Annotated in this window: 15 protein-coding genes and 1 riboswitch; of the genes, 6 read left to right on the top strand and 9 right to left on the bottom strand. The window is 74.1% G+C overall.

The window, feature by feature from the left end:
- The first annotated feature begins 11 nt into the window (after window positions 1-11).
- Complete coding sequence (locus A4R25_RS27790; RefSeq protein ID WP_043327076.1) at window positions 12-293, top strand: WXG100 family type VII secretion target; 282 nt, start codon at window positions 12-14, stop codon at window positions 291-293.
- A 112-nt stretch (window positions 294-405) separates the two neighbouring features.
- Here the strand turns inward: A4R25_RS27790 and mycP are convergent, their stop codons facing one another.
- Window positions 406-1,644, bottom strand: coding sequence for a type VII secretion-associated serine protease mycosin (gene mycP, locus A4R25_RS27785; protein WP_231915653.1), 1,239 nt, complete (start codon window positions 1,642-1,644; stop codon window positions 406-408).
- Window positions 1,645-1,700: 56 nt separating this feature from the next.
- Window positions 1,701-2,042, bottom strand: a complete 342-nt coding sequence (locus tag A4R25_RS27780; protein ID WP_043327074.1) for a MarR family winged helix-turn-helix transcriptional regulator — start codon at window positions 2,040-2,042, stop codon at window positions 1,701-1,703.
- 159 nt (window positions 2,043-2,201) lie between these two features.
- On the opposite strand from A4R25_RS27780, the gene A4R25_RS27775 reads away from it, so the two are divergent.
- Entirely contained in the window at window positions 2,202-2,861 is a 660-nt protein-coding gene (locus A4R25_RS27775; protein WP_043327072.1) for a carbonic anhydrase, read from the top strand.
- A gap of 61 nt (window positions 2,862-2,922) precedes the next feature.
- On the opposite strand, the gene A4R25_RS27770 is transcribed toward A4R25_RS27775, so the two are convergent.
- The 4 genes from A4R25_RS27770 to A4R25_RS27755 form a co-directional block, all read right to left on the bottom strand.
- Complete coding sequence (locus tag A4R25_RS27770; RefSeq protein WP_043327069.1) at window positions 2,923-3,948, bottom strand: hypothetical protein; 1,026 nt, start codon at window positions 3,946-3,948, stop codon at window positions 2,923-2,925.
- 3 nt (window positions 3,949-3,951) lie between these two features.
- Window positions 3,952-4,083: riboswitch (cyclic di-AMP (ydaO/yuaA leader) on the bottom strand.
- 154 nt (window positions 4,084-4,237) lie between these two features.
- Entirely contained in the window at window positions 4,238-5,521 is a 1,284-nt protein-coding gene (locus A4R25_RS27765) for a YibE/F family protein (protein ID WP_064448606.1), read from the bottom strand.
- 164 nt (window positions 5,522-5,685) lie between these two features.
- Window positions 5,686-5,895: an SHOCT domain-containing protein gene (locus A4R25_RS27760; protein ID WP_043327065.1), complete on the bottom strand. Its 210-nt coding sequence runs from the start codon at window positions 5,893-5,895 to the stop codon at window positions 5,686-5,688.
- 125 nt (window positions 5,896-6,020) lie between these two features.
- Complete coding sequence (locus A4R25_RS27755; RefSeq protein WP_013283780.1) at window positions 6,021-6,320, bottom strand: metal-sensitive transcriptional regulator; 300 nt, start codon at window positions 6,318-6,320, stop codon at window positions 6,021-6,023.
- An 80-nt stretch (window positions 6,321-6,400) separates the two neighbouring features.
- On the opposite strand from A4R25_RS27755, the gene A4R25_RS27750 reads away from it, so the two are divergent.
- The 4 genes from A4R25_RS27750 (at window position 6,401) to A4R25_RS27735 (ending at window position 10,110) form a co-directional block, all read left to right on the top strand.
- Window positions 6,401-6,607 (top strand): heavy-metal-associated domain-containing protein, encoded by a 207-nt coding sequence (locus A4R25_RS27750; RefSeq protein ID WP_064448625.1) that lies wholly within the window; start codon window positions 6,401-6,403, stop codon window positions 6,605-6,607.
- 35 nt (window positions 6,608-6,642) lie between these two features.
- Window positions 6,643-7,599: a hypothetical protein gene (locus A4R25_RS27745; protein ID WP_064448605.1), complete on the top strand. Its 957-nt coding sequence runs from the start codon at window positions 6,643-6,645 to the stop codon at window positions 7,597-7,599.
- 17 nt (window positions 7,600-7,616) lie between these two features.
- A complete protein-coding gene (locus A4R25_RS27740; RefSeq protein ID WP_064448604.1) occupies window positions 7,617-9,869 on the top strand; it encodes a cation-translocating P-type ATPase in 2,253 nt (750 codons plus the stop codon).
- A gap of 67 nt (window positions 9,870-9,936) precedes the next feature.
- Window positions 9,937-10,110, top strand: a complete 174-nt coding sequence (locus tag A4R25_RS27735; RefSeq protein WP_043330702.1) for a CsbD family protein — start codon at window positions 9,937-9,939, stop codon at window positions 10,108-10,110.
- A gap of 64 nt (window positions 10,111-10,174) precedes the next feature.
- Here the strand turns inward: A4R25_RS27735 and A4R25_RS27730 are convergent, their stop codons facing one another.
- The 3 genes from A4R25_RS27730 to A4R25_RS27720 form a co-directional block, all read right to left on the bottom strand.
- Complete coding sequence (locus tag A4R25_RS27730; protein ID WP_064448603.1) at window positions 10,175-11,425, bottom strand: RNA polymerase sigma factor; 1,251 nt, start codon at window positions 11,423-11,425, stop codon at window positions 10,175-10,177.
- On the bottom strand, window positions 11,422-11,784 hold the full coding sequence (locus tag A4R25_RS27725) for a YciI family protein (RefSeq protein WP_205796229.1): 363 nt from the start codon (window positions 11,782-11,784) through the stop codon (window positions 11,422-11,424). The genes A4R25_RS27730 and A4R25_RS27725 overlap by 4 nt, the downstream gene beginning before the upstream one ends.
- Window positions 11,785-11,883: 99 nt before the next feature.
- Window positions 11,884-13,074 (bottom strand): DUF2786 domain-containing protein, encoded by a 1,191-nt coding sequence (locus tag A4R25_RS27720; protein WP_064448602.1) that lies wholly within the window; start codon window positions 13,072-13,074, stop codon window positions 11,884-11,886.
- Between the last annotated feature and the right edge of the window lie 15 nt (window positions 13,075-13,089).

The raw sequence follows: 13,089 nt of genomic DNA, 5'->3' as shown, positions 1-13,089 counted from the left end.
AGGAGGAATCGATGAGCATCAAGGTTGACTACGCTGTTCTGGAGAGCAGCAACCAGCAGATGCAGGCCATCTCGCGGATCATCGACGAGAAGCTGGACACGCTGCGGGCGATGCTGACCAAGCTCGAGTGGGAGGGCCAGGACCGGGCCGCCTACCAGCAGCACCAGGCCCAGTGGGACGCCGCCGTGCGGGACATCAACAAGGTCCTGAACGAGATCGGCGGCGCGGTGGGCATCGCGCGCGAGAACTACATGACCACGGAGATGAGCAACTCCAAGGTCTGGGGCAGCTGACCCCCGATCGGTCCACGACGGCTCCGCTCCGGCTCGTGCCGGGCGGAGCCGTCGTGTATTCGGGCCCTGTCTCGTGTATTTCCGGCCCGGCCGTGCGGCGCGAGGCGACCGGTCAGGCGTCCTGCGGGACGTCCCGCCGGCCGGGGCGCCATCCGCGTCGCCGGCCGCGGGTCAGGATCGGCCGCAGCGTCAGCAGGACCCCGGCGAGCAGCCCGCCGACGACGGCGACCCAGATCGCGACGGTGCGCTGCCAGGCCAGCGGATCGGTGGGCGGCGCCGGCGGCGGCATGGCGCCCAGCGGCGGGTCCGTGCGGGTGCCGAGCAGGCTGGTCACCGCTCGGTAGGGGTTGACCATCCCGTGGCCGACGTCGGCGTTGTGCCCGTCGGGCGGGTTGTCGGCGGTGCGGGTCAGCCGGTAGGCGACCTCGTCGGCGCTGATGTCGGGGTGCGCGGCCCGCACCAGCGCGGCGACACCGGAGACGTACGCGGTGGCGAAGCTCGTGCCGCCCTGCGGCTCGGCCCGGTAGCCGGACCCCTGCGGCGCGGGCCCGAGGATGTTCAGCCCGGGGCCGGCGATGTCCACATAGTCCCCGCGGACCGAGCTGCCGACGTGGCCGCCCTGCTCGTCCACACCGGCGACGGCGATGACCCCCGGGTACGCGGCCGGATAGGCCGGCCGGTCCTCCCGGTTCTCCTGCCGGTTGCCGGCGGAGGCGACGACCACCACGTCCTTGCCGAGCGCGTACTGCACCGCCGATTTCAGCTGCGGGTCGTCGAGCGTGACCAGGGACAGGTTGATCACGTCGGCGTCGTTGTCGACCGCCCAGCGGATCGCCTTGCCGATCTCGCCCGGCACGTCCGGGTCGAAGTTCTCCTTGTTCTCGGCCAGCACGCGCAGCGGCAGGATGCGGGCCTCCGGCGCGATGCCGGTGTACGGCGAGCCGGTGCCCTCCCGCCCGGCGATGATGCCGGCCACCATGGTGCCGTGCCCGACCAGGTCACACTGGCCCTGAAGCCGGACGAGCTGGTTGAAGTCCTCGCCGGGGAGCACCCGCCCGCGCAGCAGGGGATGCGACGGTGAGACCCCGGAGTCGATCACGGCGACGGTGATCCCCGCGCCCTTGCCGACCCGCCACGCGGAGGCCGGGTCGAGGCGGCTCAGCGCCCACGGCGTCTCGGTGGGCGCGGGGCCGCCGGTCGGCCCGCACTTCGGGGCGGCCACGGCGGGCGCGGGCACCGCCAGCGCGCCGCCGAGCAGGGCGGCTGCCGCCGCTGCCGAGAGGACGGTCCGGATCGGGTGTCCGGCCCGGGCGCGCCCTTTTGTCGCGCCCGGCCGCAAGCTGTCGCGCACGCGGTGAGATTACCGTCGCGCCGGCCCGCGCGGGCGCACGCGGTAGCGGGAACCGGTCACCGGTCGGCGGTGACGTCCCCGGCCGGCTCGGCGGCGAAGAGGGCCAGCAGGGCGCCGACCTGCTGGTCGGCCTCCGCCGGGTGCCGGAAGCGTCCCTTCGGGTTGATCGTGTACTCGTTGCGCCGCCCCACGCGGGTGCGCCGCAGGTATCCCCCGGCTTCCAGGTCTGCGACGATGGCCTGGGCCGCCCGCTCGGTGACGCCCACCTCGTCGGCCACGTCCCGCAGCCGCGCCGTGGGGTTGCGCGCGATCGCCAGCAGCACATGTCCGTGATTGGTGAGGAAGGTCCAGTTGCGGCGGCTCCCGTCCTCACCTGGTGTCGTCGCCATGGTGGCCATGCTATGGCCATCGACGCTGCCGACCCGAATCGGACGCGGGCCGGCACGGGAAAGTATGAAATGCGTATCACGAATCTTGACGTGCCCCTGACGCCGTGTGACCGTGAAGTCGCGAGGCCGTCCGGCCTGGTCGTTCCGCAGGTAGACGAGGTGAGGCAGATGACGCCGAGAAGCCCGGAGCAGGCGCTCGCCGAGCTGCGTGCCGGCAACCACCGGTTCGTCACCGGTGTGCCGCAGCATCCGAATCAGGACGCCGGGCACCGGGCGGCGGTGGCCGACGGCCAGCACCCCTTCGCGGTGATCGTCGGCTGCTCCGACTCGCGGCTCGCCGCGGAGATCATCTTCGATCGGGGTCTCGGTGACCTCTTCGTGGTGCGTACCGCCGGGCACACCGCCGGGCCCGAGGTGCTCGGCAGCGTCGAGTACGCGGTCACCGTGCTGGGCACGCCGCTCGTGGTGGTGCTCGGGCACGACTCCTGCGGCGCGGTCCAGGCCGCCCGGGAGGGGGTCCGGACCGGCGCCGCTCCGGCCGGGCACCTGGGAGCGGTGGTGGACGCGGTCTCGCCCAGCCTGCTGCGCGCCGCCCGGCAGGGCATCGACGACCTCGACGGCATCATCGACGTCCACATCGCGCAGACCGTGGAGACGCTGCTGGCCCGGTCCTCCGTGCTGGCCGAGCGGGTCGCGGCGGGCCGGTGCACGGTGGCGGGGATGTCGTACCGGCTCTCCGGCGGCGAGGTGCGGACAGTGGCGCAGGTCCCGGCGTCACTGCCCGCTCCCTCGTCGCCGGCGGACGCGGACGCGGCGCTGGCCGGCTGACCGGAGCGCCGGACGACGAAGGGGCCGCCCACGGGGGCGGCCCCTTCTTGCTGCGTCCAGGTCAGAGCATCGACATGTGGACGTGGTCGGTGTGGTTCGACGGCCCGCTGTACGACCTCCAGCCGGTGGCCGGGAACCAGATCTGCCGGTTCCAGATCACGTAGTAGATGCCCAGCCGGTCGGCGTTGCGGATGAGGAAGGCGGCCACGTCGTTGCCGTACTTGCGGGTGTCGTTGTTGTGCCAGGGTGAGAAGCCGCTGTTCTGCAGCGACCAGTCGCACGCCTTGCCCTTGGGGTGCTCCCACGGCCCGCCCGGCCGGTAACAGCCCACGAAGCGCGTGTAGCCGGCGCGCCGGACCTCCTTGTAGGCGTGCAGCGTCCGCGGCGTGATGCAGCCCGAGGTGGTCGGGTCGTTCTCGCTGCACGACTCGGCCTTCCAGCCGCCGTCGGCGGTGCGGCCGGGGCCGATCTTGGCGACCGGTGAGGTGGCGTCGACCAGGCCGCCGGTGAAGCCGAGGCCGCCGACGAGCTTGAGGGCGCGTTCGGCCTGCACCTTCTCGCGCTCCATCGCGTTCTTCTGCTTCTCCTGCTCGCGCACCTCGGCGTCGAGCGCGATCTTGGCCGTCTCGGCGCGGTTCTTGACCGCGTTGATGGCGGCCAGGCGCTGCGCGTTGAGGAGGTTCAGCTCGTCCAGGGCGTTGACGCGGCGGACGAACGAGTCGGGCGAGTTGCTCTCCAGCAGCATCGCCATCGCGCCCATCCGGCCGGTCCGGTAGGACTGGGCGGCGAGCTGGTTGACCTGCGGGCTGAGCGCCTCGAGTTCGGCCTGTGCCGCCTGTACCTCGGCGGCCAGCCGCCGCTGGCGGTCCTGCGACTTGGCCAGCTTCGCCTTCGCCTGGAGGAAGTTCCGGTTGGCGCTGTCGATCGCCTCGGTGATGAGCGGTGGTTCGCCGTCCTCCTCGTGCCCGGACGGCTTCGGGGCCGCCGCGGCGGGGGCCGCCGTCGCCGAGTTCGGCCCGGCCAGCACTGCCAGCGAGGCCAGCACGGCCACCAGGGGTGTCAGCCAGCGGCGCAGGGGTGGCGTCACAGTGTTCCCTTCCGTCGGCCGCCGACCGGGTTAGCTGACGGGTTCGGGACGGAAGTGGCCCCTACCGCTCGCGCGGATTCACCCCATGTACCTGGTTCCCCGGCTCGCCCGCAGGCGATTGGGCGGCGGCACCGCTGGCGCCGGTGCGCGCCTTCGGCGGTGACCGGCAGCGAGGTTACCCGACAGCACTCCTGCGGATCTACGTCCGGAAGCCGACCAATAGCGAGATTTCGCCGTGGCGCACCGTGACCAGCGTCGCGTTTGAAATCGATGGTCACCGTGCGGAGTGTCACCATGTCGCCTCCGTACTCTTTCCGCCGCCGAGCGCCTCCAGCGCGTCGTCGCGTCCGGCCGGCGGACGGGGCGGCGGGGGTACGGGCGACGCCGGCTCCGGACCGGGCGCGCGCCGTCCGGCGGTGGTCACGATCGCGGCCAGTGCGGTCGTCAGCGGTACGGCGGCGATCAGGCCGAGCGTGGCCACCGCGCTGCGGACGATCTCCTGGGCGAGGAACTCGCTGGTGAGGATCTGGCTCACCGGGCGGGAGTCGGCGACCAGCAGGAGCAGCAGTGGCAGCGACGCGCCCGCGTACGCCAGCACGATGGTGTTGACGGTGGACGCGATGTGGGCCCGGCCGACGCGGGTCGCCGCCCGGTAGAGCTGCCGCCGGGACAGCCCCGGGTTGGCGTGCGCGAGTTCGGTGACGGTGGCCGCCTGGGTGACGGTGACGTCGTCCAGCACGCCCAGCGAGCCGATGATGATGCCCGCCAGCAGCAGTCCGTGCAGGTCCACGTCGCCCTGGAACATGGACAGGGTGGTGGCGTCCTCGCTGCCGAAGCCGGTCAGGTGGGTGGCGGACGTGGCGAGCAGGCCGAGCACGCCGGTGATCACCAGGCTGCCGAGCGTGCCGAGCACCGCCACCGACGTCTGCGCGGTGATCCCGTGCGTCAGGTAGAGCACCACGAACATGATCAACGCGGCGCCCACGATCGCCACCAGCAGCGGCGGCTGGCCGCCACCGATGCCGGGCAGCACGAAGCCGAGCAGGATGGCGAAGCTGGCCGCCAAGCCGCCGAGCGCGGCGAGCCCGCGCCAGCGGCCGAACGCCACGATCGCGGCGGCGAAGAGCACCAGCAGCCAGATCAGCGGTGTGCCGCGCTGGTGCTCGGCGATGTTGTAGGACTTCATCGAAGGGTCGGCCGGGTCGATCAGCTCGACCAGGACGATCTTGTCGCCGACCTCGACCCGGGGCGCGCCCGGTCCGGCCGGGAGCGGCGTCTCGACCTGCCGTCCCGCGTCCGGGCCCTGCTCGGCGGCGACGGTCGCGGTGCCGCAGGGGCCGCCCGCGCCCTCCGGGGCCTCCGGCGTCGGCGGGCAGGGTTCGGTGACCACCCGGGTCACGGTGCCGTGGTAGCGGGGGACGTCCGCGCCGCCGACCGGCTCCCGGTCCTGCCGGGGCCAGAGCACCAGCGCGGCGATCACGGTGAGCGCGAACAGCGGCACCACCACGGCGACGAGCAGCCGCCGTACGCCCGGTGGCGTGGGCGGTGCGGGGCGGGTGTGGTCGGCACCCAAGGCGTCTCTCCCAACGGTCGCGGCGACGCCTGGTCCGCCGGACCGGTCTGGTCACCGGGCCGGCGCGGACGTGTCGACCACGTCCGGGTCGTCGCCCCGACATGGTAGGCAGCCCGGCTGGGTGCTCCCGGACACCGTGACCGGTGACGCGCGCCCCGCGCGGGTCAGGCCAGTCCGGCCCGGCGTCGCCGGTACTCGTCCTCGTCGATCTCGCCGCGGGCGTACCGCTCGTCGAGGATGCGCCGGGCCGCCGTCGGCCCGGACCGCTGCGGGCCGGTCCACCGCACGGCCAGCCAGAGGAGCCCTGCCAGCACCGCCAGCACCGCCAGGGACCAGATCCACATCCAGCCCATCATCGGGCTCTGCCACATCATCGGGCCGCCCTCCGTCCGTCACCGCGGGTCCGCCGGGGCCGGCCTGCCCGCCACTTCGACGGTACGGCCGCACGGGCGCGTCGGCGCGGGTCGATGTGCCCTGCTCGGAGGGGCGGAGGTCCCGTTCAGCCGCGCTTCATCAGGCGGCCGACGGCGGCCATCATCTCGGTCGCCATCTCGTCGGCCCGGCCCTCGGCGGCGCCCTCGTGCATGCAGTGCCGCGCGTGCCCGTCGAGCAGGCCGAGGCCGACCTTGTCCAGCGCCGCCTGGATGGCCGAGATCTGGGTCAGCACGTCGATGCAGTAACGGTCGTCCTCGACCATCTTCTCGATGCCACGGACCTGACCCTCGATCCGGCGGAGCCGGGCGAGGAGCTGGTCCTTGCTGGCGGTGTAGCCCCGGGTCGGGCTGGACGGAGCGGTCATGAGAACGAGGATAGCGTACCCCTCGGGGGTATGCTAACGTTCCGGCTGTACCCCCAGGGGGTATGAGATCGGAGGGCGACATGGAGAGCACCTACCAGGTGAGCGGCATGACCTGCGGCCACTGCGTCAACTCGGTGAGCACCGAGCTGAGCGCGCTTCCGGGCGTCACCGGCGTCCAGGTCGACCTGGCCACCGGCCGGGTCACCGTCACCAGTCAGAACCCGCTGGACACGGACGCCGTCCGCGCGGCGGTCGACGAGGCCGGCTACGACCTCGTCGGTGCGTGACGGGTCCACGGGACCCGCAGAACCGAGGAGAAACCATGAACACGGCGACGAAGCTCAGCGGCTTCGCGCTCGGCCTCGTGGCGGTCTTCGGCGCGGCGTACGGGATCGGCAACCTGGCCGATCCCGTCGCCCCGGCCGCCGAGACCCGCCACGACGACAGCGGCAGCGACCACGGGACCGGCGACACCGGTCACGGTGACGAGAACGGCGCCGACGCGCACCTGCCCGGCGGGCTGCTCGTCTCCGAAGGCGGCTACACGCTCCAGCCCGCCACCGCGCCGGCCGGGCAGTTCGCCTTCCGGATCACCGGCCCGGACGGCACGCCGGTCACCCGCTTCGAGGTGGCCCACGACAAGCGCATGCACCTGATCGTCGCGCGCCGGGACCTGTCCGGCTTCCGGCACGTCCACCCGGAGATGGCCGGCGACGGCACCTGGCGGGTCGCCTCCCCGCTCGACGGCCCCGGGGTGTGGCGGGCGTTCGCCGACTTCACGCCCGAAGGCGGCGAGCCGCTGACCCTCGGCCTGGACGTCACGGTCCCCGGCGAGCTGGCCGCCCGGCCGCTGCCGGCGCCGGTGACCAGCACCACCGTCGACGGTTACACAGTCACCCTGACCGGCACGCCGGAGCCGGGCCGGACCAGCCGGCTCACGCTCTCCGTCAGCCGCGACGGGAGACCGGTCACCGACCTTCAGCCCTACCTCGGCGCGTACGGGCACCTGGTGGCGCTGCGGCAGGGCGATCTGGCGTACCTGCACGTGCACCCGGAGGGCACACCCGGCGACGGGCGCACCCCCGCCGGTCCGGCGATCACGTTCGCCGCCGAGGTGCCCTCGGCCGGGGCGTACCGTCTCTACCTGGACTTCCGGCACGGCGACGCGGTGCACACCGCCGAATTCACCGTCCTGGCCGGCGACCGGACCGCGCCGGTATCCACCACCGCACCGACCCCGGACGCCGGACACGGCACGCCGGGGCACGGGCACAGTTGAGCGCCGGAGGTGCCGCGATGACTGCCACGGGAAAGACGCTGTCCACCGCGCCGAACCTGATTGAACTGGCGATCGGCGGGATGACCTGCGCGTCCTGTGCCGCCCGGATCGAGAAGAAGCTCAACCGGATGGACGGCGTCGAGGCGACAGTGAACTACGCCACCGAGAAGGCCACCGTCCGGTACGCCGACGACATCGCGCCGGCCGACCTGATCGCCACCGTCGAGAAGACCGGTTACACCGCCGTGGTGCCGCCCCCGCCCGAGCAGGCGGCCGCAGCGGCCGGGGAGCCGGCGGACGAGCTGCGTGTCGCGCGTACCCGGCTCTGGGTCTCCGCCGTGCTCACGCTGCCGGTGATCGTGCTCGCCATGGTCCCGGCCTGGCAGTTCGACTACTGGCAGTGGGCCTCGCTCACGCTGGCCGCCCCCGTGGTGGTCTGGGGCGGGCTGCCGTTCCACCGCGCCGCGCTGGTCAACCTGCGGCACGGCGCGGCGACCATGGACACGCTCGTCTCGCTGGGCACGCTCGCCGCGTTCGGCTGGTCGCTCTGGGCGCTGTTCCTCGGCGACGCCGGCATGCCCGGGATGAAGCACCCGTTCAGCCTCGACATCACCCGGGGCGACGGCGCCGGCAACATCTACCTGGAGGCCGCCGCCGGGGTGACGGTGTTCATCCTGGCCGGGCGGTACTTCGAGGCCCGCTCCAAGCGCACCGCCGGGGCGGCGCTGCGCGCCCTGCTCGAACTCGGGGCCAAGGACGTCGCGGTGCTGCGCGGCGGCCAGGAGGTCCGGGTCCCGGTCGACCGGCTCGCGGTCGGCGACCGGTTCGTGGTCCGGCCCGGCGAGAAGATCGCCACCGACGGCGTGGTCGAGGAGGGCACCTCGGCCGTCGACGCCAGCATGCTCACCGGCGAGTCGGTGCCGGTCGAGGTGGGGACGGGCGACACCGTGACCGGCGCGACCGTGAACGCCGGTGGCCGGCTGGTCGTCCGGGCCACCCGGGTCGGCGGCGACACCCAGCTCGCCCAGATGGCACGGCTCGTGAAGCAGGCGCAGACCGGCAAGGCGGCCGTGCAGCGGCTCGCCGACCGGATCTCCGGCGTCTTCGTGCCGATCGTGATCGCGCTGGCCGCCGGCACGCTCGGCTGGTGGCTCGGCACCGGCTCCGGTACGACCGCCGCGTTCACCGCCGCGGTGGCCGTGCTGATCATCGCCTGCCCGTGCGCGCTCGGCCTGGCCACGCCGACCGCGCTGCTCGTCGGCACCGGACGCGGCGCGCAGCTCGGGGTGCTGATCAAGGGGCCGGAGATGCTGGAGTCCACCCGCCGGGTCGACACCGTGGTGCTGGACAAGACCGGCACCGTCACGACCGGCCGGATGGCGCTGGCCGAGGTGCTGCCAGCCGACGGCGAGGACGCCGACGAACTGCTCCGGGTGGCCGGCGCGCTGGAGGCCGCCTCCGAGCACCCGATCGCGCGGGCCGTCGCCGAGGCCGCGGCCGAAGCCGGACCGCTGCCGCCGGTCGGCGGGTTCGCCAACGCCGAAGGGCTGGGCGTGACCGGCACCGTGGACGGCCGGACCGTGGTGGTCGGCCGGGCACGGCTGCTGCGCGAGCGGGGTCTCGACGTACCCGAGGAGATCGCGCGGGCCGCGACCGGCGCGGAGGCCGCCGGCCGGACGGCGATCCTGGCCGGCTGGGACGGGCGGGCCCGGGGCGTGCTCGCGGTGGCCGACGCGGTGAAGCCGACCAGCCGGACGGCCGTCGCGCGGCTGCGCGAACTGGGGCTCACCCCGGTGCTGCTCACCGGCGACAACGCCACGGTGGCGAAGGCGGTGGCCGCCGAGGTCGGCATCGACGAGGTGATCGCGGAGGTGCTGCCCGCCGAGAAGGTCGCGGTGGTCGAGCGGCTGCAGGGCGAGGGCCGGGTGGTCGCGATGGTCGGCGACGGGGTCAACGACGCCGCCGCGCTGGCCCGGGCCGACCTCGGGCTGGCCATGGGCACCGGCACCGACGCGGCCATCGAGGCCGCCGACCTGACGCTGGTCCGGGGTGACCTGACCGCCGCCGCGGACGCCATCCGGCTCTCCCGGCGCACGCTGGCGATCATCAAGGGAAACCTGTTCTGGGCGTTCGCCTACAACGTCGCGGCGCTGCCGCTGGCGGCCGCCGGGCTGCTCAACCCGATGCTCGCCGGGGCGGCGATGGCCTTCTCGTCGGTCTTCGTGGTGGGCAACAGCCTGCGGCTGCGGCGCTTCCGCCCGATCGGGTGAGGGGATTGGGCGGGCGGTCGACGGGGTAACCAGTTGTCGTCAGGCAATCGCATCAGTGGAGGTCATCATGGGTCTCGACGACAAGATCGACAACACGTCGCAGGACGTCTCCGGCAAGGTCAAGGAGGGCGTCGGCCGCGCCACGGACAACGAGCGCCTGGAGGCCGAGGGCCGCAACGACCAGGCCGGCGCCAAGCTCAAGCAGGCCGCCGAGAAGATCAAGGACGCCTTCAAGAGCTGACGTACGCGACGCACACCCACCGGGTCGGCCCACGGGCCGGCCCGGCGTGCTGTCCGGGCGCGGATCAGCGCGGCCCGTCACCGGCCAGGCGGGCGGCGCGGGCCTGCAGGTACCGCCGTTCCGGCAGGCTCGTGGTGGCCCGGGCGGCGGCCAGGTACGCGGCCCGCGCGTCCGCCCGGTCCCCGGCCAGGTCGAGCAGATGCGCGCGGACAGCGGTGAGCCGGTGGTGGCCGGCGGTCCGGCCGTCGGCGTCGAGCGGCTCCAGCAGCGCGAGCCCGGCGCGCGGGCCGTCCACCATGGCCACCGCGACCGCCTGGTTCAGCGTGACCATCGGGTTCGGCGCGAGGTGGGCCAGCACCCGGTAGAGCGAGACGATCTGCGGCCAGTCGGTGGTCCCGGCGGTGGGCGCCTCCGCGTGCACCGCCGCGATGGCCGCCTGCACCTGGTACGGGCCCGGCGACGACCAGGTCAGCGCCTCGGTCACCAGCGCCACCCCCTCCTCGATCGCAGCCCGGTCCCACCGGCCGCGGTCCTGCTCGGCCAGCGGCACCAGCTCGCCGTCCGGCCCGGTACGCGCCGCCCGGTGCGCGTCGGTGAGCAGCATCAGCGCCAGCAGCCCGGCCACCTCCCCGTCGTCCGGGAGCAGCCGGCGCAGCTCCCGGGCCAGCCGGATCGCCTCGGCGGTCAGCTCCGCCCGGTGCAGCGCCTCGCCGCTCGACGCCGCGTACCCCTCGTTGAAGACCAGGTAGAGCACGCGCAGCACCGCGCCCAGCCGCTCGTCCCGGTCGGCCGGCGAGGGCAGCGTGAAACGCGCGCCGGCCGCCTCGATCCGCTGCTTCGCGCGCCGGATCCGCTGGCTCATGGTCGCCTCCGGCACCAGGTACGCGCGGGCGATCTCGGCGGTGCTCAACCCGCCCACCGCACGCAGCGTGAGCGCCACCTGCGCGCTGACCGGCAGCGCCGGATGACAGCAGAGGAACAGCAGCCTCAGCGTGTCGTCCCCGCCGGGCGGCTCCTCGTCGGCGGGCGGCGCGACAGTCGCGTACGCGGGCTGCCGGACCGCCACCGCGACCTCGCGTGCCCGGCGGGCGTGCTCACCGCGCCACTCGTCGGTGAGCCGGCGGGTGGCGACGGTGACCAGCCACGCTCGGGGATGGTCCGGCAGGCCCTGCTCCGGCCACTGCACGGCGGCGGCCAGCAGCGCCTCCTGGACCGCGTCCTCGCAGGCGTAGAACTGGCCGTGCCGGCGCACGAGCACGCCGAGGACCTGCGGCGCGAGCGTGCGCAGCAGGTCCTCGACCGCAGGTGAGGTCACATCTCCGTCCCGGCCTGCTCCATCACCGCTCGCACCTCCAGCACGCCGAAACCGTGCCGCACGTCCGGCCAGCGCGCGGCGATCTCGGCAGCCCGCTCCGGGGTCTCGCAGTCGACGGTCAGGTAGCCCGCGAACTGCTCCTTGCTCTCCACGAACGGCCCGTCGGTGATCTCGGTGCCGCCACCGGCGGCCGGACGGGCCGTACGGGCCTGCGACGGGTGCGCCAGCGCCTCACCGCCGACCAGCTCACCGGACTCGGACAGCTCCTTCATGATCTCGTCGACCTCGCCGAAGATCGCGTTGCGTTCCGCCTCGGACAGCTCCTCCACGAAGCCGGGCCGGTTCCAGATCAGCAGCATGTACTTCACCGTGCACTCCTCGGGTTCGGGCCACCGTCGGTGGCGCCTCGCAGACGGGTCGGAGCCGGTCCGCCCGAACCGACATCATCGGCCAGGAAGTCAGCGAGAACCGCGCACCGGGCGGCGTGCCGGGCGGCCCGGATCGAGCGAGGCGCGGTCGGCGGCGCTGGTGCCGGAGACCCAGCCCTGTTCGTCGCGCACCTGGAGCCGGTGCCGCGTGGTGCCGGGAAAGAGCTGGTCGACCCGCTCCCGGACGGCGTCCGAGCGGGCCGCGAGCACCGGCAGCAGGCGGTCGTCGTCGCTCTGTCCGGCCGCCGCCGCGCTGGCCTCCCGCAGCCGGTCGCCGATCCGCAGCGCGAACGCGTTGAGGAACGACTCGTCGTAGCCCTTGGTGCGCCGCCCGCCTGCCTTTCCGCGCTCGCGCCGGCCGCGCAGCATCGCGGCGGTGGCCTGCACCAGCAGCGAGGTGTGCAGCAACTCCACCGCCGCCAGGTCGGCCGGGAAGCCGAGCACGGTGGCGAAGCCCAGGTCGTCGGACCAGACCGACTCGCACCGGTTCGCCGCCGCCACCTCCTGGACCAGCAGCGCCTTCGCCGCCGCGTACGGGGCGTCGACCCCGATCCGGACGCCGCCCGGACCGCCGGAGCGCTCGGCGGCGGCGTCGAGCAGCGCCGCGTCGATGCTGTGCCGGGCCATCAACTCCTGCGCCTTGGCGGTGAACGCCTCCGCCTCGGCCGGGTAGGCGGTCGACTCGGCCTTGGCGAGCAGCGCGCGTACCCGGTCGAGCATCCGGGAGCCGCTCGGCGTCGCGGTGGCGGGTGCGGTGCCCGCCGAGCCGGGCGGCGGCCGGAGCGCCGCGATCGGCGGCAGCCCCGCCACCAGGACGAGCGCGTCGACCGCGTCCCGCAACGTGGTGATCCGGTCGCCGTCGGCGCGCCGGTCCAGCCAGCCCGCGTCGCCGTCCCAGGTCGCGCCCAGGTCGGTGAGCTGTGCGTCGAACCAGTCCGGGACCGGCGCCGGCAGCGTGCGCCGCTGTGCGGCCATGGCGTCGCGCAGCAGGCGGGCACCGCGCGGGGTCAGCCGCCGGACGGCGAGCCGATCCAGGTCGGCGGGCTGCCAGCCACGCGGCCAGAGCCGGCCCACGTCCCGCGTGAGCCGGGCGAGCAGCGCCGCGTCCACCGCCGCGCCGTCGGCCACCACCAGCCCGTCGAGGGCCCGCTCGGCGGCGCGTACGTCGGTGCCGCGCGCCGTCGCGACGGCGTCGTCGAGCAGTCGGTCGGCTGGTGACACGGGTGGCTCTCCCTG

It is taken from the genome of Micromonospora sp. NBRC 110037 (assembly GCF_001652995.1).
GTDB lineage: Bacteria > Actinomycetota > Actinomycetes > Mycobacteriales > Micromonosporaceae > Micromonospora > Micromonospora chalcea.
The sequence above is the reverse complement of the archived record's forward strand: the minus strand, read 5'-3'. Positions and strand labels throughout refer to the sequence as shown.

What these genes read in the sequence shown, in the direction of transcription:
- A4R25_RS27790 (WP_043327076.1), top strand. Translation starts at nt 12, where the DNA reads ATGAGCATCAAGGTTGACTACGCTGTTCTGGAGAGCAGCAACCAGCAG.
- A4R25_RS27780 (WP_043327074.1), bottom strand. Translation starts at nt 2,042, where the DNA reads ATGGCCACCATGGCGACGACACCAGGTGAGGACGGGAGCCGCCGCAAC.
- A4R25_RS27775 (WP_043327072.1), top strand. Translation starts at nt 2,202, where the DNA reads ATGACGCCGAGAAGCCCGGAGCAGGCGCTCGCCGAGCTGCGTGCCGGC.
- A4R25_RS27760 (WP_043327065.1), bottom strand. Translation starts at nt 5,895, where the DNA reads ATGATGTGGCAGAGCCCGATGATGGGCTGGATGTGGATCTGGTCCCTG.
- A4R25_RS27755 (WP_013283780.1), bottom strand. Translation starts at nt 6,320, where the DNA reads ATGACCGCTCCGTCCAGCCCGACCCGGGGCTACACCGCCAGCAAGGAC.
- A4R25_RS27750 (WP_064448625.1), top strand. Translation starts at nt 6,401, where the DNA reads ATGGAGAGCACCTACCAGGTGAGCGGCATGACCTGCGGCCACTGCGTC.
- A4R25_RS27745 (WP_064448605.1), top strand. Translation starts at nt 6,643, where the DNA reads ATGAACACGGCGACGAAGCTCAGCGGCTTCGCGCTCGGCCTCGTGGCG.
- A4R25_RS27740 (WP_064448604.1), top strand. Translation starts at nt 7,617, where the DNA reads ATGACTGCCACGGGAAAGACGCTGTCCACCGCGCCGAACCTGATTGAA.
- A4R25_RS27735 (WP_043330702.1), top strand. Translation starts at nt 9,937, where the DNA reads ATGGGTCTCGACGACAAGATCGACAACACGTCGCAGGACGTCTCCGGC.
- A4R25_RS27725 (WP_205796229.1), bottom strand. Translation starts at nt 11,784, where the DNA reads ATGCTGCTGATCTGGAACCGGCCCGGCTTCGTGGAGGAGCTGTCCGAG.